This is a genomic window from Nonomuraea sp. NPDC049269 (assembly GCF_043197155.1).
Taxonomy (GTDB): Bacteria; Actinomycetota; Actinomycetes; order Streptosporangiales; family Streptosporangiaceae; genus Nonomuraea.
Genome location: NZ_JBICSO010000001.1, coordinates 1930743 through 1954827, shown reverse-complemented (window position 1 = coordinate 1954827; position 24085 = coordinate 1930743). Strand labels below are relative to the sequence as shown.

The following is a 24085-nucleotide window of genomic DNA, read 5'->3' as shown; positions in this document are numbered from 1 at the left end:
CCGCGGTCTCTCAGGGTTCGTGCTCCCGCATGGCCGGTGGCCGCCGCCGGTCGGTGGGTGGTGGGGCCGGTGGTCGCGGGTGCTCGGGTGGTGGTGGTTCTGGCGTGGCGCCACGGGCGCTCGGGCGGTGTGTTCTGGCGTGGCGCCGTGGGCGGTGGCCGCGGGCGGCGTAGGTTCGGTGGCGCACGGCGTGTCGGTTGCGCGAGGCGGGCGACCTTGGGAGGGCGATGAAGGCGCGCGACGCTTTCCTGGTGCTGCTGACCGCCGGAGTGGTCGGCACCGCCGCCTGGCTGGTGTTCTTCTCACCGGTGCTCGGCGTACGTTCGATTGACATCGTGGGAAATGTCACAGTGCCTGCTGAGCGCATCGAACAGCAGGCCGGAGTGCCCCAACTGCACCCGCTGGCCACCGTCGACCTCGCCGGGGTGGAGGGCCGCGTGATGAAGATCAGGCAGCTCGCCTCGGCCAAGGTCGACCGGGTCTGGCCGGGCACGCTGAGGATCGAGGTGGTCGAGCGCGAGCCGGTCGCCGCGGTCACGGCCGGGGGGAAGGCGGCGCTGATCGACAAGACGGGCGTCGTCATCGAGATCAAGGACACGGTCCCGCCCGGCCTGCCGGCGCTCAAGGTGGACCGACCGGCCGCCGGAGACCCCACGACCATGGCCGCGCTCCAGGTGATCCAGTCGCTGCCCGACGATCTCGCCGCCAAGGTACGGCTGGTCCGCGCCTCCTCACCCGACGGCGTGTCGCTGGAGCTCTCCGACGGCCGCAGCGTGGTCTGGGGCGGCTCCGACCGGGGCGCGGACAAGGCCCGCATCCTGGCGTCCCTCCTGCGGCGCAAGGCCGACGTCTATGACGTGAGCTCACCCGACGTGGTGACACTCAAGTGAGTGAGCCCGGCGCAGGCGCCGCGACGGGAGCCGCTGGGGCCGAGGCGGATCGCCGGCGTTCGCCATCGGCGTGATCCACGGATGGGGATGGGGCGTCCTAGGGGATATGCGTCGCATAAAGGGCGACGTGCCCGTCAAACTGCGCCAAACGTGCCGCCGGGCGATGGCCGAGCCTGTCCGGGATAGGGGTCCCGGCGTGAGAGCCTTAACACGGCGCGTGGCAGAGGAGGACCCCGACCAGGCGTGACGACGGAGCGAAACGGACAGCCCGCGACACGCCGGACGTGCTTGCGGCGCGGTTAGTTGACCCGCCTGGAGCGTAACTCCTACTGTCCGTATCAATCCTCAGGTTGACATAAATCTGAATCTCAACTTGAGGTTGAGAGTTAACGAAGCAAGTGAACGCGGAGACGATCCGCACCGAAATGGCAAGTCAACGAGCGGAAAGGCCCCTCGTCGTGGCAGCACCGCAGAACTACCTCGCGGTCATCAAGGTCGTCGGCATTGGCGGCGGCGGAGTGAACGCCGTCAACCGGATGATCGAGGAGGGACTCAAGGGCGTCGAGTTCATCGCGATAAACACCGACGCCCAGGCGCTGCTGATGAGTGACGCCGACGTCAAACTCGACGTGGGCCGCGAGCTCACGCGCGGGCTGGGTGCCGGCGCCAACCCCGATGTGGGGCGCAAGGCGGCCGAAGACCATCGCGAGGAGATCGAGGAGGTCCTCAAGGGGGCCGACATGGTCTTCGTGACCGCGGGCGAGGGAGGCGGCACCGGCACCGGCGGCGCGCCCGTCGTGGCCAACATCGCCAGATCGCTCGGCGCGCTCACGATAGGCGTAGTGACCCGGCCGTTCAGCTTCGAGGGCCGTCGCCGGGCCTCCCAGGCCGAGGCCGGCATCGAGACCCTGCGCGACGAGGTCGACACGCTGATAGTGATTCCCAACGACCGGCTGCTGTCGATCTCCGACCGGCAGGTGAGCGTGCTCGACGCGTTCAAGGCGGCCGACCAGGTGCTGCTGTCCGGTGTGCAGGGCATCACCGATCTGATCACCACGCCCGGCTTGATCAACCTCGACTTCGCCGACGTCAAGTCGGTCATGTCCGGCGCGGGTTCGGCGCTGATGGGCATCGGCCACGCCCGCGGTGACGACCGCTCGGTCGCCGCGGCCGAGATGGCGGTCTCCAGCCCGCTGCTGGAGGCCAGCATCGACGGCGCTCACGGCGTGCTGCTGTCGATCGCCGGCGGCTCCGACCTCGGCCTGTTCGAGATCAACGAGGCCGCCCAGCTCGTGTCGATGGCGGCCGCGCTCGACGCCAACATCATCTTCGGTACGGTCATCGACGACGCGCTCGGCGACGAGGTGCGGGTCACCGTGATCGCCGCCGGGTTCGACGACGTGCCGCCGCCGGTGGAGAAGCCGCTGCCGCGCCCGCAGAGCCGCCCGGCCGCCGCGCCCACGGCCCCGCCCGTGTCGTCGCCGGTACGACCGAGCGTGCCCAGCGTGAAGGCCGAGCCCGCGCCGCAGCGTTTCGAGCCGCGCCCCGAGCCCCGTCCCGAACCGCGTCCCGAGCCGCGCGCCGACTTCAGGCCGGAGCCTCGCCCCGAGCCCCGTCCCGAGCCCCGCGCCGATCTCCGCCCCGAACCGCCCCGCCCGGACCATGGCTCCGACTTCCGGGGCGACCACCGGGCCGAGCCGATGCGTCCGATGGACAACGCGCCCGAGCCAGTCCACGAGCCGATCGCCGACGAGCCCTCCGGCCCCGTCTCGATCCCCCGCCCCACGCCCGAGCCCGCCAATCCGCCCACGCCCATCACCTCCCGCATGTCGGAGCCCGCCAAACGCCGTCCGGTGGTTTTCGAGGAGCAGGAGGAGGAGCTCGACGTCCCCGACTTCCTCAAGTAGCCCGACTCTCCGCCGCTCCTTCCTCACCGGCCTCCAGGGGCCTCACCGGGGGAATGGAGCGGCGCAGCCGCGTCCGGGGTCGGTTCGGGAAGTCGCTCATGGCGTCGGCCCGGGGTGCCGGAGTGATCGAACTCACTTGCCTCGTCACGGCGGCCGGCCCCGTGCGGGGTCAGCGGCCGTCTTCCTGGAGGCCCCCGGCCCCGTGCGGCGGGTGGGGCCCACCGGGCTTGCCGTACCGGAAAGAAGAGTGCCGCACCACACGGGAGGCGCGCCTGTGGCACAGAGACACACGAGCCGAACGGAGAGGTGGACGTGAGCGTGAGTACGGACGAGGGCCGGCGGACGCGGCGGGATGAGATCGCGGCCGGGCTGGCGGAGGTGCGGGAGCGGATCGGCGAGGCGTGCCGGGCGGCCGGGCGTGACCGCGATGAGGTCACCCTGATCGCCGTGACCAAGACCTACCCCGCCTCCGACATCCGTCTCCTTTATGAGCTCGGCGTCCGTGAGGTCGGCGAGAACCGCGACCAGGAGGCCGCCCCCAAGGCGCGCGAATGCCAGGACCTGCCGCTGACCTGGCACTTCGTCGGCCAGTTGCAGACCAACAAGGTCCGTTCCGTGGTCTCCTACGCGGATGTGATCCATTCCGTGGACCGGGCCCGGCTCGTCGAGGTGATCAGCCGCGAGGCCGGCAAGCAGGGGCGCCAGGTCGGCTGCCTCGTACAGGTGGCGCTGGACGACGACCCGGCCAGAGGCGGCGCCAGGCCCGCGGACGTGCCGGAGCTCGCCGGCCTGATCGCCGCGGCTCCGCACCTGTGGCTGGGCGGGCTGATGGCCGTGGCGCCGCTGGGCGAGGAGCCGGGCAAGGCGTTCGCCCGGCTGCGAGAGTTGGCCGCCGCCGTGCGGGAGCGCCACCCCCATGCCACGATGCTGTCGGCGGGCATGAGCGATGACCTCGGCGCGGCCGTCGCGCATGGCGCGACACACGTTCGGGTCGGTACGGCGTTGCTCGGTCGTCGCAAGCCCTTCGTCAGGTAATGTCCCGTCAAGTGGGTCTTACAGGCCCGCCACTACCCAGTAGAGGTCGATCAGCGGTGAGCTCCAAGGGGGTGCGGCTGCCGCCTCGGACCCGGCGACAGGCCCGAGCGAGTGCGACCATGAGCAGGAGGACGACGTAGCGATGGCCGGCGCGATGCGCAAGATGGCGGTCTACCTCGGTCTCGTGGAGGACGACCGCTACGAGAGGTACGAGACCTACCCGGACGAGTACGCCTACGAGGATGAGCCCCCGCGAACCGGCGAGGAACGGGCCGTAGCGGTCCAGGACCGCGACGATGAACCTGACACAGGCGTCCCCGCGCCGAGGCCATCCACGACCGTCCTGGAGCGCCGTACGACCGATCTGGCGCGCATCACCACGCTCCATCCCCGGACCTACAACGAGGCCCGGACGATCGGCGAGCACTTCCGCGATGGCACCCCGGTCATCATGAACCTGACCGAGATGGTTGACAGCGACGCAAAACGCCTGGTCGATTTCGCGGCAGGTCTGGTCTTTGGCCTACATGGCAGCATTGAACGTGTTACCAACAAGGTGTTCCTGTTGTCCCCAGCCAATGTCGAGGTGACCGCCGAGGACAAGGCTCGAATCGCGGAACGCGGGTTCTTCAACCAGAGTTAGAGTCTCTGTATGTCTATCGCACCCAACCCGGTCTCACAGAGGCCGGGCGGGCGCATCAGAAGTGGAGGCGCGGCCAGGCCGTGGGGATCGTAAGTCAGATCTTGGTCGTAGTCCTGTCTCTGTATCTGGTGCTGCTCATCGGCAGGATGATCTTTGAGACGGTCCAGGCGTTCGCCAGGCAGTGGCGCCCCTCCGGCGTCGTGCTGGTGCTCGCCGAGGCCACGTACACCGCAACCGACCCACCTCTCAAGTTCCTCCGCCGTTTCATTCCCCCGCTCCGGTTGGGTACGGTGGCCTTTGACCTAAGCTTCACTGTCCTCTTCATCGTCGTTCTGATCTTGATCCAGATCGCTGGATCGCTGGGCGCGCGGTGATGGAGGGCCGTGTCCCCCCGGTCGTGATCCAACTCGTGTCCGCGCTGAAGTGATTCGGGTTAACCGTCCCTCCGGACAGACTCCAAGCGCGCCAAGGAGACCAAAAGATGCCGCTGACGCCCGCTGATGTGCGGAACAAGCAGTTCAGTACCACCCGGCTACGGCCGGGCTACGACGAGGAAGAGGTCGACGCCTTCCTCGACGAAGTCGAGGCTGAGCTTGACCGCCTGATCCAAGAGAACGAGGAGCTCCGCGCGAAGCTGGCCGAGTGCCTGCGCGGAAAGGTGCCCGGGGGCATGAGCATGCCCATGGCCTCCGCGCCGGTCCAGGAGCAGCCGAAGCCCGAGATGATGGCGCCGCCGCAGCCGGAGCCCATGCGGGCCCCCGAGCCGCAGCAGCAGCCCCAGCCGGTCCCCGTCGCCATGAACATGCCTCCGGCCGAGGACAACATGGACACCGCGGCCCGCGTGCTCGCGCTGGCCCAGCAGACCGCCGACCAGGCGATCTCCGACGCCCGCCGCGAGGCCGACGAGACCGTCACCCGCGCCCGCCGCGAGGCCGACGAGATCCTGACCAAGGCTCGCCGCCAGGCCGAGCAGGTCATCGGCGACGCCCGCGCCCGCGCCGAGACGCTCGAGCGCGACGCGCAGGAGCGCCACCGTCAGGCCATGGGTTCCCTCGTCCAGACCCGCGACGAGCTGGAGCGCAAGGTCGAGGAGCTGCGCAGCTTCGAACGCGAATACCGCAGCCGCCTCAAGCTCTACCTGGAGAACCAGCTCGCCGAGCTGAACGTCTCCGCGGAAGGCAGCGGTGGCTTCCCCGTCATGACGGGCGGTGGTCCTTCGGCGGCTGCTCCGGCCATGTCGCACGCGGTCCCCCAGGGCGCTCAGCAGCCTCTTCCCGGTGGCCCCAACCCCTTCGGCGGTGAATCCCCGCAGGGCGCTTTCCCCGGCGGTGACGGTCCGCACAACGACCGCCGGTAAAGTAGCGGGTCACCCGGACCCGTCACTCGAAAGAGCCCTTTGTGATCCTAATCAGTGCTGGTTTGGTGCTCGCGGCGGTTGTCTTGCTGATCGCGGGCTTCGTTCTGGCAAAGCCGTTCCTGATCATGTGGTCCATCGTGGTCAGCGTGCTGTCCGCGCTGTTCCTGGTGATCGGGGCGCTGCTGCGGCGTCACGAGCTGTTTCCCGGTGGTGGGCGGGCCGCTGCGCCGGCCACCCCGCCGGTGGGGCTCACGCCTGTCGGCATGCCGCACGGCCAGACCCAGCCAGGCCCGATCGGTGCCCCCATGGGAGCGCCGCCGTCGCCGCGTCCACCGACGCTCCAGCGGACGGTCACCGCACCGGCGCAACGCCGTCCCGCAGTGCGCGGCATCTCCCCGGACGCGCTGGTCCTGGTGATCCCCGGACGCAAGCGCTACCACGTCCCGGGTTGCCGCCAGCTGATCGGACGGGATCAAGAGGAGCTCACGTACGAGGAGGCGCGCGAGGAGGGCTTCACGCCCTGCACGGCGTGCCTGCCGGACGCAGCGCTCGGCGGACGGCAGCTGCCGCCTGCCGCCGGCCCCGAGCCCGCCGTCACCCCCAAGCCCGGCGGCCCTGAGTCCGCCGCCACCCCCAAGCCCGGCTCCGAGCCTTCGCCGGCTCCCAAGGTCCCCGCGGACCTCCGGGCCGAGGCGCCCGGGTCCACGCGCGACCTGCGCCCCCCGGTGTCCGCCGGTGCGGCCCAGCCGAAGTCCGACTCGAAGGCTTCCACCCCCGCCCCGGACGCCGACGCCCCGGCCGAGCCGACCGGATGGTTCGCCCGCCCCCCGGCGGAGCCCGCCCCGTCGAGCGGCACGCGAAAGCCCGCCACTCCGGGGCCTGGCACGGAACCCCCGGCCGCCGACCCCTCCGCGGGCCCGAGGCTCGCCCCTTACATCACCACCATGCCGTCGTCCGGCCCGCCATCGCCCGGCAAGCCCGGGTCCGATCGGCCGCCGTCCGGTCAGCCCAGAGGCGACCAACCCTCGTCCAGCAGGTCCGGGGCGGGTCAGCCGTCATCCAGGCAGCCCGGTTCCGGTCCGTCCAGGGGTGGCCAGCCGTCGTCCAGCAGGTCCGGGGCGGGGCAGTCCACGGGTGACCAACCGTCTACCGGTAAGCCCGCGAGCGGCAAGCCTGGAGCAGGTGGGTCCGGAGAGCGTCCGTCGGCTTTCGCCGCAGAGGGCCGTGACCAGAGTCGTGGCGGCGCGGACCGTGGTGCCTCCGAGCGTGCTGGTCAAGATCGTGGCGCCTTCGAGCGCGCTGGTCGAGATCGTGATTCCGCCCCGGACCTCGACGACTCGGGGCCCGTGACGGCGCCTCAGCGTGCCATACAGCCGGGTGATCCCGCGCCGGAGCGTTCCGCGCCGGGTAAGGCCGGTCGGCCGTCGTCGGGGCAGTCCGAGCGCCCCACCGCGGTGCCCGAACGTCCCGCCTCGGCCGCCGAGTCCGCTGCCAAGCCTCAGGGCCCCCTGCCTAAGGGGCCGAGCGCGTCGGGCAAGCCTCAGCGGCCCGAGTCCGGCAGCGGGGCTGGCGGGGTCGGTAGCGGGTCCGGGGGCAAGGGAGAGCGGTCCGAGTCGGTGGGCGGGACCGTGATCATGCCTGTGCAGTCCGGACCGGCCTCTGGGGCTACGTCCAAGCCCGAGCGTGCCGAGCCTACGAGCGGGGCACGTCCGGCCGGGGCGAAGCCCGCTGCGGGAACGACGCCTGCGGAGAGCACGCCCGCAGAAAGCGCTAAGGCGGCTGAGAGCTCAAAGGCAGCTGAAGGCGCCAAGGCAACTGAGAGCGTCAGAGTAGCTGAGAGCGCTAAGGCGGCTGAGAGCGCCAAGGCAGCGGCCAGAACGTCCGAGCCCGCGCCCGCCAAGCCGGACAGTGCCGCTGCCAAGCGCGGCAGTTCCGCGTCCGGTGAGGAGACTCCAGGCAGGGGAGACACCGCTCCTGCCAAGGAAACGACGGCCAAGGGCAAGTCCGACGGAGAAGGCGCGGCGAAGGCCGGACGGTCGGTCACCGTGAAGGTCATCGTGGGCACCAGCCGCTACCACAGCACCGCCTGCCCCCTCATTCGAGGCGCGGGCGAAACCGGCGTGGAGACCATGACGATCACGCAAGCCGAGTCGGCCGGCCTGACGAGCTGCTCCGTCTGCCAGCACGAGCGCGAGTCCGTCAGCTGACCGACCGCGAGTGGGTCCGCGTGTGTAACCGGCTGAGCGACCGTGAGTTGCCCCGGCTGTACGAGTGGAGTCCGTCGGCTGCGCGACCGTGAGTCGTCCCGGTCGTCACGGACGAGCGCGAGTTTGTGGGTCGGGCGGCCGAGAGTGGGTGGGCCAGAACGGGCCGCGAGGTCGTTCGCTGAGGGACCGCGGGTCTACGGCCGCGAGTCCGTCAGCCGAAGGGGACGCGCCCGCATGGCGCGTCCCACAACGTACGGTTCCGTCAGGCGCGGCGTAGCTGGAACGTCAGCCCCAGGTCCGTGTCCGAGTGTGACGGCAGCCCGTCCTCAGCGCCCTCTGTGACGGTCGTGGCGAGTACCTCGTCCGCCACCACCTGCCATCCCGACCGCAGCGCCTGCGCCGCGGCCGGGTCGGAGGCCGACCACCACAGGGAGATACGGTCGGTGATGGACAGGCCGGTCGACTTGCGGGCTTCCTGTACCAGGCGGATGACCTCGCGCAGCAGGCCGGCCTGGCGCAGCTCGTCGGTCAGCTCCAGGTCGAGCGCCACCGTCTCGCCGGTGCCCGTGTCGACGGCGCCGGTCTCGACGGCCCAGCCGGAGCGGGGCTGCTCGGTGACGATCACGTCGTCGGGGCCGAGTGACACCGTGCCCAGCTCCGGAACGTCCACCGTGGCGGAGGCGCCGGAGCGGAGGGTGCGGGCCAGGGAGGCGGCGTCCACCGTGCCGACGGCCGCCGCCACCAGCTTGGTCTGCGAGCCGAACCGCTTACCGAGGGCCCGGAAGTTGGGCTTGACGGTGTAGGACACGAGATCGGCGCTGAAGCCGGACATGTCCTCGAGAGCCTGGACGTTCAGCTCGTCGGCGATCAGGTCGCGCAGTTCCGGCGGGAGCGAGGGCCAGCCGTGTGCTCCGACCAGGGCCCGGCCGAGCGGCTGGCGGGTCTTGACGCCCGACGAGGCGCGGGCCGAGCGGCCCAGCTCCACCAGCCGCCGTACCAGTGCCATCCGCTCCGACAGCGCGGGGTCGAGCAGGTCGTCGCGTACGGCGGGCCACGAGGTCAGGTGGACGGAGGAGGGCGCGCCGTCGCCGCGCAGCACGTCCCACAGGTAGTCGGTGACGAACGGCGCGATGGGCGCCATCAGCCGCGTGACCGTCTCCAGGCACTCGTACAGCGTCGCGAACGCGTCGGCCGACCCCTGCCAGAAGCGGCGGCGCGAGCGGCGCACGTACCAGTTGGACAGATCGTCGAGGAACTCGGCCAGCCGGCGCCCGGCCCGCTGGGTGTCGAATTCGTCCAGCGCGGCCGTGACCTCGGCCACCGTCCTGTGCAGCTCCGCCAGTGCCCAGCGGTCGAGCAGCGGACGCTCGGCCGCGGGGGTCGCCTGCGCCAGGCGGTCGGGAGACCATGACTCGGCGTTGGCGTAGAGGGTGAAGAAGGAGGCCGTGTTCCAGTACGTCAGCAGGACCTTGCGGACGATCTCCTCAAGGGCGTTGTGCCCTACGCGGCGGGCCGCCCACGGCGAGCCGCCGCAGGCCATGAACCAGCGCAGCGCGTCGGCCCCGTGCTCGTCCATCAGCGGCATGGGCTCCAGGATGTTGCCCAGGTGCTTGCTCATCTTGCGGCCGTCCTCGGCCAGGATGAGCCCGAGGCAGAGCACGTTCTCGTAGGACGACTGGCCGAACACCAGCGTGCCCACGGCCATCAGCGAGTAGAACCAGCCGCGCGTCTGGTCGGTCGCCTCGCAGATGAACTGCGCCGGGTAGACGCCCTCCGGCTTGCCGCGCGCGCCCCACTGGGCGAACGGCATGGAGCCGGAGTCGTACCAGGCGTCGATGACGTCGGGCACGCGGCGGGCCTCGGCCGAGCACGACGGGCAGGGGAAGGTGACGTCGTCGACGTACGGGCGGTGCGGGTCGAGCGCGGAGACGTCGCGGCCGGCGAGCGTGCCCAGCTCCTCCATCGACCCGACGCACGTCACGTGGGACTCGTCTTCGGTGCACACCCACAGCGGCAGCGGGGTCCCCCAGTAGCGGGAGCGCGACAGCGACCAGTCGACGTTGTTGCGCAGCCACTCGCCGAAGCGGCCCCACTTGATGGTGTCGGGGTACCAGTTGGTCTTGGCGTTCTCGGCCAGCATCTGGTCCTTGACCGCGGTGGTCCTGATGTACCAGGAGGGGAGCGCGTAGTAGAGCAGCGGCGTGTGGCAGCGCCAGCAGTGCGGGTAGCTGTGCTCGAAGTGGCCGCCGCGGAACAGCAGGCCGCGGGCGCGCAGGTCCGCGGTGAGGCCCTCGTCGGCGTCCTTGAAGAACTGGCCGCCGACCATCGGCACGTCGTCCAGGAAGCGTCCGTCGGGCCCGATCGGGTTGACGACCGGCATGTCGTAACGCTTGGTCACGGCCAGGTCGTCGGCGCCGAACGCCGGAGCCTGGTGGACCAGCCCGGTGCCGTCCTCGACCGTCACGTAGTCGCCGAGCACCACGTAGTGGGCGCCGGGGATGTCGACCAGGTCGAACGGCCGGGTGTAGGAGGTGTGCTCCAGTTCGCGGCCGGTGAAGCGGGCCACCTCGGTCGCGCCCTCGCCGAGCACCGACAGCAGCGGCTCGGCGACGACCAGGACCTCGCCGTCCGCCGTACGGGCCGCGACGTAGGTCACCTCGGGGTGTACGGCCACAGCGGTGTTGGAGACCAGCGTCCACGGCGTCGTCGTCCACACCAGCAGGGCGGCGCCGAGCTCGCTCAGCGGGCCGGAGGTGACAGGCATGCGCACGTAGACCGACGGGCTGGAGACGTTCTCGTAGCCGCCGGGCTGGCCCAGCTCGTGGTCGGACAGGCCGGTGCCGCAGCGCGGGCAGTAAGGAGTGATGCGGAAGTCGCGGAACAACAGGCCCTTGTCGAAGACGACCTTGAGCGACCACCAGACCGATTCGATATAGGACGGGTCCATGGTCCGATAGGCGGTGGACAGGTCGATCCAGTAGCCCATCCGCTCGGTCATCTGCTCGAAGGCGTCGACATGGCGCAGCACGGATTCGCGGCATTTGGCGTTGAACTCCGCGATGCCGTATTCCTCGATGTCCTTCTTACCGGTGAGGCCGAGCTCTCGCTCGATGCCGACCTCGACCGGCAGGCCGTGGCAGTCCCAGCCCGCCTTGCGCGGCACGCTGAAGCCGCGCATCGACTTGTAGCGGGGGAACAGGTCCTTGAACACCCGGGCCTCGACGTGGTGGACGCCGGGCAGGCCGTTGGCGGTGGGCGGGCCCTCGTAGAAGGTCCAGGAGGGGTTGCCGTCGTTCTGCTCGACGGACCGCTCGAAGATCTTCCCGTCCCGCCACCGGTCGAGGACCTCGCGCTCGAGCGCGGGCAGGTCGACCTGCGCGGGAAGAGGGCGGAAAGAAGGGGAAGACATCTCGGGCGGGCCTCCACGCGATCACTGGCTGACAGGTCGGCGTGAAGGGACGAAGCCGTGCGGCTCCGCGGTACCACCCTTCTTGACCTCAGGTGAGGCCCTCTTCATTTCTTGCTGCGGCCGGGTCTAGTGAGCTCGCGAGAGCCGTTCTTCCGGCGGCTCCGGGGTGATATCCCTCACAGCGGGGCCCCATCAACGCCTTGCAGCTTCACACGATAACGCAGAGTGGACCGCAAAGCTTCCGCGTTTGCAGTGAGCAGGTAGCGAACTCGTAAAGCCCGACAAAGTTGTGGGAACGCGCACGGCAGCGGAGGCGTTGAACCGCCGGGGCGGGATAGTACGGGAGAGGTAAATCGTCCGGCGGGTCGTTTGCTGTTCTGTTATGGGAGACCTAAGCTGCCCGCACCATTTACGGCCTTGGTTCAGCCTGGAGGTAGCACCATGACGCCAGTCACGCAGACCGCTACACCGCCGATGTGGTCGGAGGAGGAGCTCGCCGAGGTCCGCGGCCAGCTGCAGAGCGAGATCGACGAGCTCAACACCGACATTCTTCGCCATGAGTCGGAGATCGCCTCGGGTGACGTCACCCAGGGAGCGGGTGACGACCAGGCGGACGCGGGAGCCAAGACGTATGAGCGCGAACGCGAGATCGCCCTTACCCTGAATGCACGCGACCTGGTCGCGCAGAACGAACGTGCGATCGCCAGGATCGACGCAGGGACCTATGGAGTGTGCGAATCGTGCCACAAGCCGATCGGCAAGGAACGCCTGCAGGCGTTCCCGAGGGCGACGCTGTGCGTGACCTGCAAGCAGAAGGAGGAGCGCCGGTAGAGGGGCGGCGCGGCCGCCTCTTCGCGGTCCTCGTCGTGCTGGCGGTCGTGATCTACGCGGCAGATCTGATCAGCAAGACGATCGTGCTGCGGACGCTCGAGGGCAAGGCGCCCCTGGTGGTGATCCAGGACGTGCTGCAGCTCCGGGTGATCTTCAATTCCGGTGCCGCCTTCAGCCTCGGCACCGGGATGACGATCGTCTTCACGTTCATCGCGACGGGCGTGGTGATCGCGATCCTCCGCACGGCCCGCAAGATGCGCAGCCTGCCGTGGGCGATCACCCTGGGGCTGCTGCTCGGCGGGGCGCTGGGCAACCTGACCGACCGGCTGCTGCGCTACCCCTCCGGCATCGGCAGGTCCATCCAGTTCCAGGGCCACGTGGTCGACTGGATCGAGGTGCTGCCGGGGCACTTCCCGGTGATCGACTACTTCCCGGTGTTCAACGTGGCCGACTCGGCCATCGTGTGCGGCGGGATCCTCGCGGTGATCCTGGCCTGGCGGGGCTACCAGATCGACGGCACCAGGGAGGTCAAGCATGGCTGACCAGCGTAGTCTGGCCGTGCCCGACGGGCTGGAGGGTGAGCGGCTCGACGCCGCGATCTCGCGGCTGTTCGGCTTCTCCCGCACCCGCGCCGCCGAGCTGATCGTCGCGGGCGAGGTGCTCGTCGACGGCCGCTCGCCCGCCAAGTCCGACCGCGTGCACGCCGGCGCCTGGCTCGACGTGACGCTCCCGCCGCCGGTCAGCATGCCGATGCCGGTCGCCGAGCCGGTTCCCGGCATGGCGATCGTGTACGAGGACGACGACATCGTCGTGGTCAACAAGCCCATCGGGGTGGCCGCCCACCCGACGGTCGGCTGGACGGGACCGACCGTGATCGGCGGCCTGCTCGGCGCCGGCCACACGGTCGCCACCAGCGGCGCGGCCGAGCGGCAGGGCATCGTGCACCGGCTCGACGCCAACACGACCGGCGCCATGGTCGTGGCCAAGAGCGAGCACGCCTACTCCCACCTCAAGCGCGCCTTCAAGGAGCGTACGGTCGACAAGCGCTACCACGCGCTCGTGCAGGGCCATCCCGACCCGTTCAGGGGCACGGTCGACGCGCCCATCGACCGGCACCCGTCCGGCGACGGCAGGTTCGCCGTGGTCGCCGGGGGCAAGCCGTCGGTCACCCATTACGACACGATCGAGGCGTTCCGGGCAGCCTCGCTGCTGGACATCAAGCTGGAGACCGGCCGCACGCACCAGATCCGGGTGCACATGGCCGCGCTCCGCCACCCATGCGTGGGCGACCTGATGTACGGCGCCGACCCGACGATCTCCGCCCGGCTGGGCATCACGCGGCAGTGGCTGCACGCGGTGTCACTCGGCTTCGAGCACCCGAGCTCGGGCGAGTGGCTGTCGTTCTCCACCGACTACCCGGATGACCTGCGGCGGGCCCTCGACATCGTGCGCGAGGAGTCCTGACCGGCCGATTACTCGGCGGCGTCCTCGCTGTCGTCGGCAGGGGGGACATCGGTGGGCTCGGTGGCCTTCTTCGTGGTCTTGGTGTTCTTCTCGGGGGTCTTGCTCTTGCTGGGCGTGGCCGAGGCCTTCTCGGTCGGCTTGTTCTTCGTCGGCGTGCCGGTTGGGCTCGGGGTGGGCTCCCCGGTCCGGCCTGTGGGGGCCGGGGTGTCCTGCCGTACCGGGTTCTGGTAGGTGGTCGGCCGCGTGCGCGTCGGCGCGGGGGTCGGGCCCGAAGGGCTGACGCTGGAGGTGCGCACCACGGCCGGGACCGTCGTCGGTGAGCGGACGCCGGTCTGCCGGTTCGTCCACCACGCCGCGCCCGCGGTCAGGACCGCGAGAGCGAGCGTGCACGCCGCCACCGCGGTCAGCGGCGGCCGGCGTTTCCTCCCGGGCGCGGCTGTGCCGGGGCCCGCCACTGGGGCCGCTTCATCCACCGGGTCGGGCGCGGACATGGCGCCGGGCCCGGCCATCGCGCCCGCGTCCGCCGCCGCGTCCCGTACAGGCACCTGGAGCGGCACCGGGATGCCCACCGGCGCGGTGGACTCCACGGAATCGCTGATCATCACGCGGTGCAGCCGGTGCTCGGCCTCGTCCAGCGTCATCCGCTCGGCCGGGTCCTTGCGCAGCAGCCCGAGTATGACCGGGGCCAGCATGCCCGCGCGGGCCATCGGGGCCGGCTCGGAGTGCAGGACCGCGCCCAGCGTGGCCAGCGCGTGCGGGCGCTGGAACGGCGAGTGGCCCTCGACGGCGAAGTACAGGGTCGCGCCCAGCGCCCACAGATCCGAGGCGACGCGTGCCTCGCCGCCCGCCGCCCGCTCGGGCGCCATGAACGCGGGCGTGCCGACCAGCACCCCGGTCCTGGTGACGGGCGTCTCTCCCTCGGTGGTGGCGATGCCGAAGTCGGTGAGCACCGCCCGGCCGTCCTCGGTCAGCAGCACGTTGTCCGGTTTGACGTCGCGGTGCAGGACCCCGGCGGCGTGCGCCGCGCGCAGCGCCTCCAGCAGCTGCACCCCGATGTCGGCGGCGTCGGCCGGTGGCATCGGGCCGTCGTCGCGCACCATCTCGCCGAGGGTGCGCGAGTGGATGAGCTGCATGACGATCCACGGGTGGCCATGCTCTTCGAGCACGTCGTAGACGGTGGCGACGCCGGGATGCGCCACCCGCCCCGCGGCTCTGGCCTCGCGGAAGGTACGGACGCTGAACACGTCTCGCTCGGGGTCGGTCAGGTCCGGAGGGGGATGGATCTCCTTCACCGCCACGTCCCTGCCGAGCACTTCGTCATGGGCCTGCCAGACGGTTCCCATCCCACCCTGGCCGATGGTCTTGATCAGCCGGTAACGTCCACCGACCAGCAGCGCAGAATCGGACATGCCTCCGCGCCTACCCGATAAAGACCCGGACAAGCGCGGTGATTGCTGCCGCTGTGGCCAGAATGACCAGGAATGGGGCGCGGAGCAGGAGCGCCACCACGGCCGCGCACAGCCCGGCCGTCCGGGCGGGGTCGAAGCGCAGCTCGCCGTGCTCGGCGAACATCTGCACCGCGATCAGCGCGGCCAGCAGCGCCACGGGCACCAGTTCGGCGAAGCGGCGGACCCGGGGATGGTCGAGCACCCGGCGCGGCGCCGCCAGCCCGGCCAGTTTGAGCGCGTAACACCCGGCGCACACCGCCGCGATCGCCCACCACAGCGTCATCGGACCAGCACCACCAGGACGACGACCGCCGACAGCAGCACCGGCACGCCAGGCGGGAAGAACGGGGTGGCGCACAGCGCGACCGCCGCGCCGGCCACCGCCAGCCACCTGAGCTGGACGCTGCCCGCCAGGCGCGGCCACAGGATGGCCAGGAACGTGGCCGGGCCGACCACGTCCAGCCCGAACATCCCCGGATCACCGAGGAACGACGTGCCGAGCGCTCCGGCCAGCGTGGTGAGGTTCCAGGTGACGTACAGGCTGGCGAACGTGATCGTGAATCCGACGCGCGCCGTCTCGGGCGACGGCTGGGCGAGTGTGACGGCGGTGGTCTCGTCGATCACGCCCTGCGCGGCGAGCAGCCTGCGCGGGCCGCGTACCCGCAGCAGATCGGCCAGGCGCAGCCCGTAGAGGGTGTTGCGGCCGCCCAGCAGCAGCGCGCCCGCGGCGGCCGCCACCAGATCGCCGCCCGCGCCCACCGCGCCGGCCAGCGCGAACTGCGAGGCGCCGGTGAACGCCAGCAGGCTCAGCACGCACGCCTGCGCCACGCTGAGGCCCGCGGTGATGGCCGCGGCGCCGAAGGCGAGCCCGGACAGCCCCACGGCCAGGCCCACGCCCAGACCGTCCCGTATGGCGGCGGAACGGTGTGTTGTCTGTTCCATGCAGGTGACGCTAGGTGAGGTGGGGATCGCCAGTCTTGTACGTTCCTGCCGCACGTTGGTAGGCCGCGGGTGGAACGCCCACGATGCGCTTGAAATGGCGGTTCAGGTGAGCCTGGTCAGTGAAGCCCACTTCGGCGGCCACCTGCGCCGGCCGTACCCCCGAGTTCAGGAGGTGGCGCGCCCGCTGGATCCGCAGCGAGGTCAGGTAGGCGTGCGGCGGCAGGCCGGTCGCCGCCTTGAACGCGCGCAGCAGCGGGAACGGCCGCGCCCCGACGGTCAGCGCGAGATCGTCCAGCGACGGCGGGTCCACCAGGCTCTCGTGCAGCAGGTCCAGCGCCTCGGCGACCGCCCGCCCGCCCTCGGCGGGCAGAACGGCGGACGGGCGCGGCGTGGCGTGCCGGATCAGCAGGCGGGCGAAGAAGCCGCGCATCAGCGACTGGGCGGCCAGCGCGTCACCGCGCTCGGCGGTCAGGTGTGCCCGGCTGAGCAGCGTCGCCACCGCCGGGTCCCGCACCACCTGCTCGGGGAAGAACGGCGTCGCGTACGGCAGGCCGAGCTCGGCCGCGAGCTCCGAGAGCGCCTCCACCGACGGGTAGAGCATCCGGTACGACCAGCCGCCCGCCATCCCGGGTTGGCCGGTGTGCACCGAGTCCGGGTTGACCAGCACCACTTCGCCCGCGCCAGCCCGGTGCAGGCTGCCCCGGTAGTCGAACTCCTCCACGCCCTGGAGGATGAGGCCGATCGCGTAGCCGTCGTGCACGTGCCGGGCGAAACGGTGGGTGACGTAGCGGGCCTTGAGCAGGTCCACCTGGGGCACCGCCGGGTGCCGCCAGAAGAGCGCCTGTTCCTGCTCCATGGCCGTCACTCGGGCCTGAACGTCTTGACGAACTGGTCGAAGTAGCGCCGGTCCTGGTCCCAGCGCGCGTCGGTCGTGTCCCAGTAGAGGGCGTAGTGGCGGCCGTCGGCGGTGCGGAAGCCCCGGTTGATCACGTGGATCAGCGTGCCGCCACGCTGCCGGGTGAACTCCCAGTCGGCGGCCGGCCGGCCGAGGTAGGTCGTGGACCTGATGGCGATCCGGTCATAGCCGACGAACTCGCCCTTGGCCTGGATCTCCTTCTCCAGCTCCACCCAGGCGCGCGCGGGATCGGCCATGGGCTTCTCGGGGACGGTCCACTCGACGATCAGCATGCCCGGCGTGCCGGGGCCGGTGACGGTGATGCTGTCCCTGCTGGGGCTCTTCTTGGCCTGCCAGCCCTGGGGGATGCCGATCGAGAAGTCCCCGGCGGAGTTGGCGAGCCGGCGCCAGCCGGTGGGCAGACGTGGCGTGGCGGGGGTGGTGGACGGTTCGGGGGTGTCCGTGGGGGTGGACGACGGCTCGCGGCTGGGGGTCGAGGTGGGTGTCGGGGCCGGGGTGCTCACCGGGGGCGACTGGGAGGTGGTGACGACGTACCAGCCGCCCGTGCCCAGCGCCGCGACGGCGAGCACGGCCGCGGGCACGCCCAGGAACCACCCACGCCGCCGGGCCCGCAGGGAAACGGTCCCCGCGGGCCCCCGATCGCCAGGCCCGGTCACGTCCGACCCGGACGCGCCAGGGCCGGGCGGGGGCGCCGGAGGTCCGGCATATCCGTACGGGGCGGGCTCGGACGCGGCGGCCCGCAGCAGATGGGCGGCCTCGTCGGCGGACATGCGCGCGGCCGGGTCCCGCTGCAGCAGGCCCATGATCACCGGGCCGAGCACGCCCGCCCTGGCCGGCTGTCCGGGCAGATCGCGCAGCACCGCCGCGACCGTGGCCGCCCATGAGTCCCGTTTGAACGGCGGCACACCCTCGACTGCCGCGTACAGCGTCGCGCCCAGCGACCACAGATCGGACTCGGGCCGGGCGGGCTCACCGTTGAGGCGTTCGGGCGGCATGTAGGCGGGCGTGCCCACCAGGCCCCCGGTGGCCGTCAGACCGGCCTCGGCCTCCAGCGAGGCGATGCCGAAGTCGGTGAGCACCACCCGGCCGTCGTCGGCGAGCAGCACGTTCTCGGGCTTCACGTCGCGGTGCAGCACACCGGTCGCGTGCGCGGCCCGCAGCGCGTCGAGCACCCGGCCGCCGATCAGCGCGGCCTGCGCGACCGGCAGCGGCCCGTGCTCGCGGATCACCTCGGCCAGCGACCGCGAGCGGATCAGCTGCATGACGATCCACGGGCGGCCGCCCTCCTCGACGACGTCGTGGATGACGATCACCGAGGGGTGGTCGAGGCGGCCCGCCGCCCTGGCCTCCCTGATGGTCCGGCGATTGAGCTCGGCCCGCTTGTCGTCACCGACGCCGGTGTAGCGGACCTCCTTGATCGCGACCGTACGGTCGAGCAGCTCGTCGTAGGCACGCCAGACCACGCCCATCCCGCCCTCGCCGAGCGGTTCGATGAGCCGGTAGCGGTTGCTGACCTGCCTTTCCACGCAGAAAAGCCTACTTCGGGATGAAGGTCGCGGCGAACGTGTCGAAGAAGTGCTTGTCCTTCTTCCACCGACTGGAGAGGTTGTGCCAGTAGATCGCGTAGCCGCGGCCGTTGGCGATGAAGCCGCGGTTGCGGACCCTGGTCGGGCCGGTGTTGGTGTTCCAGGTGAAGTCCCAGTCCGCCGCGCCGTCCATGTAGTCGACCGCCTTGATGCTGATCTTCTTGTAGCCGCCGAACCCGTATTTGGCGGTCTTCTCCTGCCTCTTCCAGTCCTTGACGGGGTCCTTGCCGGGGTTCTCCGTCATCTCGAACATGATGTACGCGTTGCTGCCCGCGCCCTTGCCGTGGAACGCGATCTGGTTGCTGCTGTGTCTGTACTTCGTCCAGCCCTTCGGCAGCGCGACGGAGAACTTCAGCTTCTTGTTGGTGTACATCTTCCAGCCCTCCGGCGCCGAGGCGGCCGTCTTGGTGGGCTTGGGCGTGGCCGTTGGCGTCGGAGACGGGGGTGGGGTGGACGGCGGGGCGCTGCTCGGCGGGTTCTTCGTCGGATCGGCGGTGGCCGTCGGCTGCTTGGCGGACTCCTTGGGAGATGAGGTGACGGACGCGGACTTCGTATCGCCGTCTTCAGGGCTGCCCTTGGCCGAGCGCAGGCCGAGATAGCCGCCCAGACCCGCCACGAGCACGACCGCGACGAGCACGCCGATGATCGGGCCCCACCGGCGGCCGTCGGGCCTGACGGCGTTCCTGGTGGACGGGAGCTGCTCCTCGCCACGGTCGCCGGTCGCCGGGGTGAACCGTAAACCGGTCTCGGGGACGGGGGCGTCCGGGACCACCAGGTCGGGGTCGGTCGGAGTCTCGTCCACGGCGGGCGGGATCACCGCGGTCGGCGCGGGCGCCGACATCGGGGACTTCCGTGGCCGTTGCTGCGTGATGACGGCCCGCAGCAACTCGCCGGTCTCCTCGTAACCGAGGCGCTGCACCGGCTCCTTGGTCAGCAGGCCGCTGATCACGCCGGAGAGCGGCCCGGCATGGGGCGCCGGGTCGGGTTCGTCGGTCAGTACGGCGTGCATGGTCGCGAGCGCCATTCCGCGCTCGTGTGGCGAGCGGCCTTCCACCGCCGTGTACAGGGTCGCGCCGAGCGACCACAGGTCCGACTCGCGCCGCGCGGGCAGCCCTTTGAGCCGCTCGGGCGCGATGAACGCCGGAGTGCCCGCCAGCCCCGTCACCGTGAGCTGCGTCTCCGTCTCCAGCGTCGCGATGCCGAAGTCGGTGAGCACCACCCGGCCGTCATCGGCGAGCAGCACGTTCTCCGGCTTGACATCCCGGTGCAGGACGCCGGCCTCGTGCGCGCGGTGCAGCGCGTCGAGTACGGCCAGGCCGATCTCAGCCACCCGTTTGGGCGGCAACGGCCCGTCCTGCTTGATCACTGCTCCCAGGGAGCGTGACTGGACGAGCTGCATAACGATCCAGGGACGACCGTCCTCTTCGATCACGTCATGTACGACGATCACGTTGGGGTGCTCGAACCTGGCCGCGGCCCTCGCCTCGCGCATCGTGCGCCGGTTCAGCAACTGCACTTCGTCACCCAGGGCGGCGGCGTATCTGACCTCCTTGACCGCGACGGTGCGGTCGAGAAGTTCGTCATGGGCTCGCCAGACGATGCCCATGCCACCTCTGCCGATGGGTTCCTGCAGTTGGTAACGACCGGCGATGCGGCGTCCGTCCCGCTTGCGATCCGACATCAACGGCCTCGTACCCTCCTCTAGGCCAAGAAATACTCCCATAGCGAGGGATCAACGGCGACTCGCCTGAAGGCTAGTCCGCTATGTGAGAAGGGAAGTCCAGCAGGTGGAGGACCGGGTGTAAGGTTCAGACATGACTTGTCGCTACGCGTTTACCGAGCCGGCTCCGGGAGGGCCGGTCGGCTAGCGACACCCGGAGTCGGCAACAGGCAGAGACGCCATCGTCTCTGCCTTTTTGATTTCCCGCCGGTTCCAGGGGAGCCGGCCGATGTGGGGAGCCGAAATGTCATCGACCTTGGAACGGCACGTGGTCACCGTGGGCGGGCTTCGGGTGGGCGACGGCCCGGCCGTGGTGATCAGCCGGACCAGCCTGCGCGGGCCGGGCGGTGCCACCGAGATGTGGCGCGCGCGTGACGGGGTGACGCTGGTCGAGCCGGGCTCGGCGGCCGACCTGCCGGCGATCGCCGGGGCGGCCGACGGGGTGGTCATCGGGGCGGCGTGGACGCGCGACATCCCGCTGGTGCGGGCCGTGGCCGGGCTGGGACTGCCGGTGGTGGTGGAGCGCAGGGCGTCGGCGACGCTGGAGGAGTGGCTCGGGCTGGCCGACTACTGCGCCCTGGAGTGCGACGACCGGGTGATCCTGTGCGAGACGGGACGGCTGGACCTGGGGTTGCTGCGGGCCGCGCGGGCGGCGTCGGGGCGGCCGGTGCTCGCGGACGTGAGCGCGGACCTCGGGCTGTCCGCGGCGGTGGTGGCGGCGGGCGCCGACGGCCTGATCGTGTCCCGCCCTCCGGCGGACGGGCCGGAGGGCGGCACGGGCGACGCCCACCGTGCGGATGAGCGCGGCGCAGCCGGTGAGGCGGGCGTACGGCTGGCGGAGGAGGCGGTCACGCTCGTCGGGCCGCTGGTCCGTCCTGAGACCCCCGCCACGCTGCCCGAGTGCAGGCAGGCGATCGACCGGGTGGACGCGGCGCTGGCCACGTTGCTGGAACGCCGTGCCGCGCTCGCCGGGATCGTGCAGACCCTCAAGCCGGTCGGCGGCTTCGCGGGCCGGGACATGGGGCGCGAGCAAGCGCTCGTCGCCCGGATGGCCAACCGCGCCCCCGAACTGGGCGAGGCCCGGCTGGCGCCCATCATGAACGCCGTCATCGAGGCGGGCCTGAGCCTTGCCGAAGAACGGTCGGCCGCCGGTTAGAAGCGGCTGTCGGTGGGGGCCGGGGTCGTCAGGCGGAAGTTGTTCATCGGCCGCCCCGGCCCGGCCGCGATCCGCGCGTTGATCAGCTCGGCGAACCGCCGGTACCCCGCCCCGGTCGGATGGAAGCTGCGGCTGTTGACGACGAGTTCGTCCAGGTCCAGCGCCAGCCCGTTCAGGTACGGGTCGGGCCGCCCCGCCTCGTGCCCGTCGAAGGCGTCGTAGGCGTCGATGTACTCGACGCTCCCCGTGCCCCCGAACGCCACGATCTCCCGGTCGAACTCCGCGGTCACCCGCGCCGCGACATCGTTGAGCTGCCGGGTCATGCCGTTGAGCCAGCGCTGGTCCTCGACGGTCAGATTGTCGATCCCGTCCGGGGGCGCGGCGGGGAACGGCCGGGGATAGCCGAGCACGATGATGCGCGCGCTCGGTGCCCGGCGTCTGAGCTCCCGCAGCACCTTCGTCATGCTCGGCCCCAGCGCCGCGATCCGCTTGGTCACCTCGGACTGCTGGTCGAGGCAGGCCGAGGACCAGGGCAGCTTGACGATGCAGCCGGTGAGCACGCTGGTGAACCCGGCGTCGTTGCCGCCGATGCTGAGCGTCACCAGGCTGGCGGCGGCGCCCACGCGCTCGATCTGCGGCTGCTGGCCGTACTGGCCGGAGAAGAGCTGGCCGGTGGTGGCGCCGCTGCAGGCCCAGAAGGCGCTGCCGCCGCCGAACCGGTGGGCGCCCGCGACGAGCGGCACGTAGGAGCCCGGCGAGCGGTGGCAGCGGTCGGCGCCGCTGTTGATCGGCCGCGCGGCGCGGTCGTAGACGCCCTCGCCGGAGGAGTAGGAGTCGCCCAGCGCCACGTACGTGCCGCTCTGCGCGGCCTGTACCGGCGTCAGGCGGGTCAGGACCGGGAGCCGGCCGTGCGGCGGCCCGGCGGGGCAGCCCGCGCCGATGGTGGCGCAGGCCAGCGACGTGTAGAGGCCCAGGGGAGCCCCCGCCAGGGCCAGCGCGGCACCGAGGAGCGCGGCCGCGGTGACCTGGACGATCTTCCATCTCGTCCCGTTCAGCGCGGCCTCCCGAGCGGCGACAATGTAGCGACAAACTCCGCCAGGAAGCCTAATCGACGAGTGATCGACGCGGCCCGCCCCTGAGGGTGAGGATCCCGATCCCGTACCGGCGCCGACGGGGTGGCGGCTTGAGCGACAATCGGAACGTGACCGCACCGCACTACCTGACCGCGACCGAGATGGCCCACCTGGTCAAGACCCGCCAGGTGAGCGCCGTCGAGCTGGTCCAGGCCCACCTCGACCGCATCGAGCAGACCAACCCTCAGGTCAACGCCATCGTGACGCTGGTCGCCGAGCAGGCGCTCGACGCCGCCGAGGCGGCCGACGCCGGTGAGGCGACGGGGCCGCTCCACGGGGTGCCGGTGGCGCACAAGGACCTCGTCGACACCAAGGGCATCCGCACCACCTACGGCTCGCCGCTCTACGCCGACCACGTTCCCGACAAGGACGACGTGATCGTGGAGCGGCTCCGGGCGGCCGGGGCGATCCTGGTGGGCAAGACCAACACGCCGGAGTTCGGCACCGGCTCCCACACCGTCAACGAGGTGTTCGGGGCCACCCGCAACCCCTACGACCTGACCCGGTCCGCCGGAGGCAGCAGCGGCGGGGCGGCGGCGGCGCTGGCGTCCGGGATGGTGCCGCTCGCCGGCGGATCCGACATGGGCGGGTCGCTGCGCAACCCGGCCTCGTTCTGCAACGTGGTGGGGCTGCGGCCGACGCCGGGCCGGGTACCCGCCCTGTCGGAGCAGGCCGCCTGGTACACGCTGTCCGTTCCGGGGCCGATGGCCAGGACGGTCGACGACCTGACGCTGATGATGTCGGTTATTTCGGGATTCGACGCTCGCTCGCCGTACTCGATCACCGAGGACTTCACCCCCGACGAGCGCGACGTCGCGGGGCTGCGTGTGGCCTGGAGCCCCGACCTGGGCGGGCTGCCGGTGGACCCCGGGACGGCGGCGGTCACCGCGACCGCGCCCGGTGTGTTCGAGCGGCTCGGCGCGCGCGTCGAGCAGGTCGAGCTGGACCTGTCCGAGGCCGAGGACGCCTTCCGCGTCTACCGGGCGTGGTACTACGCGCTGGCCTTCGGCGAGCTCGACGGGCTGGGCGCCAACACCAGCTGGAACGTCGAGCAGGGCCGCAAGGTCACCGGCGCCGACCTGGCCAGGGCCGAACGGTCGCGCAGCGTCCTCTACCACCGGATGGCGGCCTTCTTCGACACCTACGACGTGCTGATCGCGCCCGTCAGCCAGGTGCCGCCGTTCCCCGTCGAGGACCCCTACGTGAGTGAGATCAACGGGGTGCGGCTGCCCGACTACCTGGCGTGGATGCGGTCCGCCTACTGGATCAGCGTGCTGCACGCGCCGGCCGCGTCCGTCCCCGCCGGGTTCACGCCGTCGGGGCTGCCGGTCGGCGTGCAGATCATCGGCCGGCCGTTCGCCGACGCCACGGTGCTGCGCGCGGCCCGCGCCTTCGAGCAGGCCACCGGACACGGCCTGCGCCGCCCGCCCCTCTGAGCGCT

General features: G+C 71.1%; 20 protein-coding genes. 12 read left to right on the top strand and 8 right to left on the bottom strand.

Going from position 1 to position 24085, the window contains the following annotated elements:
• The first annotated feature begins 227 nt into the window (after positions 1 to 227).
• The 7 genes from ACGFNP_RS09050 to ACGFNP_RS09020 all read left to right on the top strand — a co-directional run bounded on the left by ACGFNP_RS09050 (position 228) and on the right by ACGFNP_RS09020 (position 8039).
• Entirely contained in the window at positions 228 to 890 is a 663-nt protein-coding gene (locus tag ACGFNP_RS09050; RefSeq protein WP_393316437.1) for a cell division protein FtsQ/DivIB, read from the top strand.
• Positions 891 to 1348: 458 nt separating this feature from the next.
• A complete protein-coding gene (ftsZ, locus tag ACGFNP_RS09045; RefSeq protein ID WP_358318563.1) occupies positions 1349 to 2797 on the top strand; it encodes a cell division protein FtsZ in 1449 nt (482 codons plus the stop codon).
• A 312-nt stretch (positions 2798 to 3109) separates the two neighbouring features.
• Entirely contained in the window at positions 3110 to 3832 is a 723-nt protein-coding gene (locus ACGFNP_RS09040) for a YggS family pyridoxal phosphate-dependent enzyme (protein ID WP_393316434.1), read from the top strand.
• A gap of 142 nt (positions 3833 to 3974) precedes the next feature.
• Entirely contained in the window at positions 3975 to 4475 is a 501-nt protein-coding gene (locus ACGFNP_RS09035) for a cell division protein SepF (RefSeq protein WP_358318565.1), read from the top strand.
• An 80-nt stretch (positions 4476 to 4555) separates the two neighbouring features.
• Positions 4556 to 4849 carry a YggT family protein gene (locus ACGFNP_RS09030; protein ID WP_219538409.1) on the top strand — a complete coding sequence of 98 codons (294 nt, stop codon included), beginning with the start codon at positions 4556 to 4558 and terminating at the stop codon, positions 4847 to 4849.
• Between the two features lie 107 nt (positions 4850 to 4956).
• Positions 4957 to 5832, top strand: coding sequence for a DivIVA domain-containing protein (locus ACGFNP_RS09025; RefSeq protein WP_219538410.1), 876 nt, complete (start codon positions 4957 to 4959; stop codon positions 5830 to 5832).
• Between the two features lie 41 nt (positions 5833 to 5873).
• Positions 5874 to 8039, top strand: coding sequence for a hypothetical protein (locus ACGFNP_RS09020; RefSeq protein WP_393316429.1), 2166 nt, complete (start codon positions 5874 to 5876; stop codon positions 8037 to 8039).
• A gap of 262 nt (positions 8040 to 8301) precedes the next feature.
• Here ACGFNP_RS09020 and ileS read toward each other — a convergent pair whose 3' ends face one another.
• The gene (gene ileS / locus ACGFNP_RS09015; RefSeq protein ID WP_393316426.1) at positions 8302 to 11448 is read right to left on the bottom strand and encodes an isoleucine--tRNA ligase; all 3147 of its coding nucleotides are present in this window, start codon (positions 11446 to 11448) and stop codon (positions 8302 to 8304) included.
• A gap of 441 nt (positions 11449 to 11889) precedes the next feature.
• Here ileS and ACGFNP_RS09010 point away from each other — a divergent pair, with 441 nt between their 5' ends.
• From ACGFNP_RS09010 to ACGFNP_RS09000, 3 genes are read left to right on the top strand one after another with little or no spacing between them, the layout of a single operon-like run.
• Positions 11890 to 12279 (top strand): TraR/DksA C4-type zinc finger protein, encoded by a 390-nt coding sequence (locus ACGFNP_RS09010; protein ID WP_214637658.1) that lies wholly within the window; start codon positions 11890 to 11892, stop codon positions 12277 to 12279.
• Positions 12243 to 12821 (top strand): signal peptidase II, encoded by a 579-nt coding sequence (gene lspA / locus ACGFNP_RS09005; RefSeq protein ID WP_308127526.1) that lies wholly within the window; start codon positions 12243 to 12245, stop codon positions 12819 to 12821. The genes ACGFNP_RS09010 and lspA overlap by 37 nt, the downstream gene beginning before the upstream one ends.
• Entirely contained in the window at positions 12814 to 13743 is a 930-nt protein-coding gene (locus ACGFNP_RS09000; protein WP_358318568.1) for an RluA family pseudouridine synthase, read from the top strand. Before lspA ends, ACGFNP_RS09000 begins: the two co-directional genes overlap by 8 nt.
• 8 nt (positions 13744 to 13751) lie before the next feature.
• Here the strand turns inward: ACGFNP_RS09000 and ACGFNP_RS08995 are convergent, their stop codons facing one another.
• From ACGFNP_RS08995 to ACGFNP_RS08970, 6 genes are read right to left on the bottom strand one after another with little or no spacing between them, the layout of a single operon-like run.
• Positions 13752 to 15152, bottom strand: a complete 1401-nt coding sequence (locus ACGFNP_RS08995) for a protein kinase (protein ID WP_393316421.1) — start codon at positions 15150 to 15152, stop codon at positions 13752 to 13754.
• A gap of 10 nt (positions 15153 to 15162) precedes the next feature.
• On the bottom strand, positions 15163 to 15474 hold the full coding sequence (locus tag ACGFNP_RS08990; RefSeq protein WP_358318570.1) for an AzlD domain-containing protein: 312 nt from the start codon (positions 15472 to 15474) through the stop codon (positions 15163 to 15165).
• Positions 15471 to 16133 (bottom strand): AzlC family ABC transporter permease, encoded by a 663-nt coding sequence (locus tag ACGFNP_RS08985; protein ID WP_393316418.1) that lies wholly within the window; start codon positions 16131 to 16133, stop codon positions 15471 to 15473. Before ACGFNP_RS08985 ends, ACGFNP_RS08990 begins: the two co-directional genes overlap by 4 nt.
• Positions 16134 to 16143: 10 nt before the next feature.
• Positions 16144 to 16989: an AraC family transcriptional regulator gene (locus tag ACGFNP_RS08980; protein WP_358318572.1), complete on the bottom strand. Its 846-nt coding sequence runs from the start codon at positions 16987 to 16989 to the stop codon at positions 16144 to 16146.
• 5 nt (positions 16990 to 16994) lie between these two features.
• Entirely contained in the window at positions 16995 to 18575 is a 1581-nt protein-coding gene (locus ACGFNP_RS08975; protein ID WP_393316415.1) for a serine/threonine-protein kinase, read from the bottom strand.
• 10 nt (positions 18576 to 18585) lie between these two features.
• The gene (locus ACGFNP_RS08970; protein WP_393316412.1) at positions 18586 to 20316 is read right to left on the bottom strand and encodes a serine/threonine-protein kinase; all 1731 of its coding nucleotides are present in this window, start codon (positions 20314 to 20316) and stop codon (positions 18586 to 18588) included.
• A 283-nt stretch (positions 20317 to 20599) separates the two neighbouring features.
• Here ACGFNP_RS08970 and ACGFNP_RS08965 point away from each other — a divergent pair, with 283 nt between their 5' ends.
• Positions 20600 to 21511 (top strand): chorismate mutase, encoded by a 912-nt coding sequence (locus tag ACGFNP_RS08965; protein WP_393316409.1) that lies wholly within the window; start codon positions 20600 to 20602, stop codon positions 21509 to 21511.
• Here the strand turns inward: ACGFNP_RS08965 and ACGFNP_RS08960 are convergent.
• On the bottom strand, positions 21508 to 22722 hold the full coding sequence (locus tag ACGFNP_RS08960; protein WP_393316406.1) for an SGNH/GDSL hydrolase family protein: 1215 nt from the start codon (positions 22720 to 22722) through the stop codon (positions 21508 to 21510). The two genes, ACGFNP_RS08965 and ACGFNP_RS08960, sit on opposite strands and share 4 nt — an antisense overlap.
• On the opposite strand from ACGFNP_RS08960, the gene ACGFNP_RS08955 reads away from it, so the two are divergent.
• The gene (locus ACGFNP_RS08955; RefSeq protein ID WP_393316403.1) at positions 22713 to 24080 is read left to right on the top strand and encodes an amidase; all 1368 of its coding nucleotides are present in this window, start codon (positions 22713 to 22715) and stop codon (positions 24078 to 24080) included. The genes ACGFNP_RS08960 and ACGFNP_RS08955 overlap by 10 nt on opposite strands.
• The last annotated feature ends 5 nt before the right edge of the window (positions 24081 to 24085 follow it).

What these genes read in the sequence shown, in the direction of transcription:
- ACGFNP_RS09035 (WP_358318565.1), top strand. Translation starts at nt 3,975, where the DNA reads ATGGCCGGCGCGATGCGCAAGATGGCGGTCTACCTCGGTCTCGTGGAG.
- ACGFNP_RS09000 (WP_358318568.1), top strand. Translation starts at nt 12,814, where the DNA reads ATGGCTGACCAGCGTAGTCTGGCCGTGCCCGACGGGCTGGAGGGTGAG.
- ACGFNP_RS09050 (WP_393316437.1), top strand. Translation starts at nt 228, where the DNA reads ATGAAGGCGCGCGACGCTTTCCTGGTGCTGCTGACCGCCGGAGTGGTC.
- ACGFNP_RS08990 (WP_358318570.1), bottom strand. Translation starts at nt 15,474, where the DNA reads ATGACGCTGTGGTGGGCGATCGCGGCGGTGTGCGCCGGGTGTTACGCG.
- ACGFNP_RS08980 (WP_358318572.1), bottom strand. Translation starts at nt 16,989, where the DNA reads ATGGAGCAGGAACAGGCGCTCTTCTGGCGGCACCCGGCGGTGCCCCAG.
- ACGFNP_RS09025 (WP_219538410.1), top strand. Translation starts at nt 4,957, where the DNA reads ATGCCGCTGACGCCCGCTGATGTGCGGAACAAGCAGTTCAGTACCACC.
- ACGFNP_RS08985 (WP_393316418.1), bottom strand. Translation starts at nt 16,133, where the DNA reads ATGGAACAGACAACACACCGTTCCGCCGCCATACGGGACGGTCTGGGC.
- ACGFNP_RS09010 (WP_214637658.1), top strand. Translation starts at nt 11,890, where the DNA reads ATGACGCCAGTCACGCAGACCGCTACACCGCCGATGTGGTCGGAGGAG.
- ACGFNP_RS08965 (WP_393316409.1), top strand. Translation starts at nt 20,600, where the DNA reads ATGTCATCGACCTTGGAACGGCACGTGGTCACCGTGGGCGGGCTTCGG.
- ileS (WP_393316426.1), bottom strand. Translation starts at nt 11,448, where the DNA reads ATGTCTTCCCCTTCTTTCCGCCCTCTTCCCGCGCAGGTCGACCTGCCC.
- ACGFNP_RS08995 (WP_393316421.1), bottom strand. Translation starts at nt 15,152, where the DNA reads ATGTCCGATTCTGCGCTGCTGGTCGGTGGACGTTACCGGCTGATCAAG.
- ACGFNP_RS08970 (WP_393316412.1), bottom strand. Translation starts at nt 20,316, where the DNA reads ATGTCGGATCGCAAGCGGGACGGACGCCGCATCGCCGGTCGTTACCAA.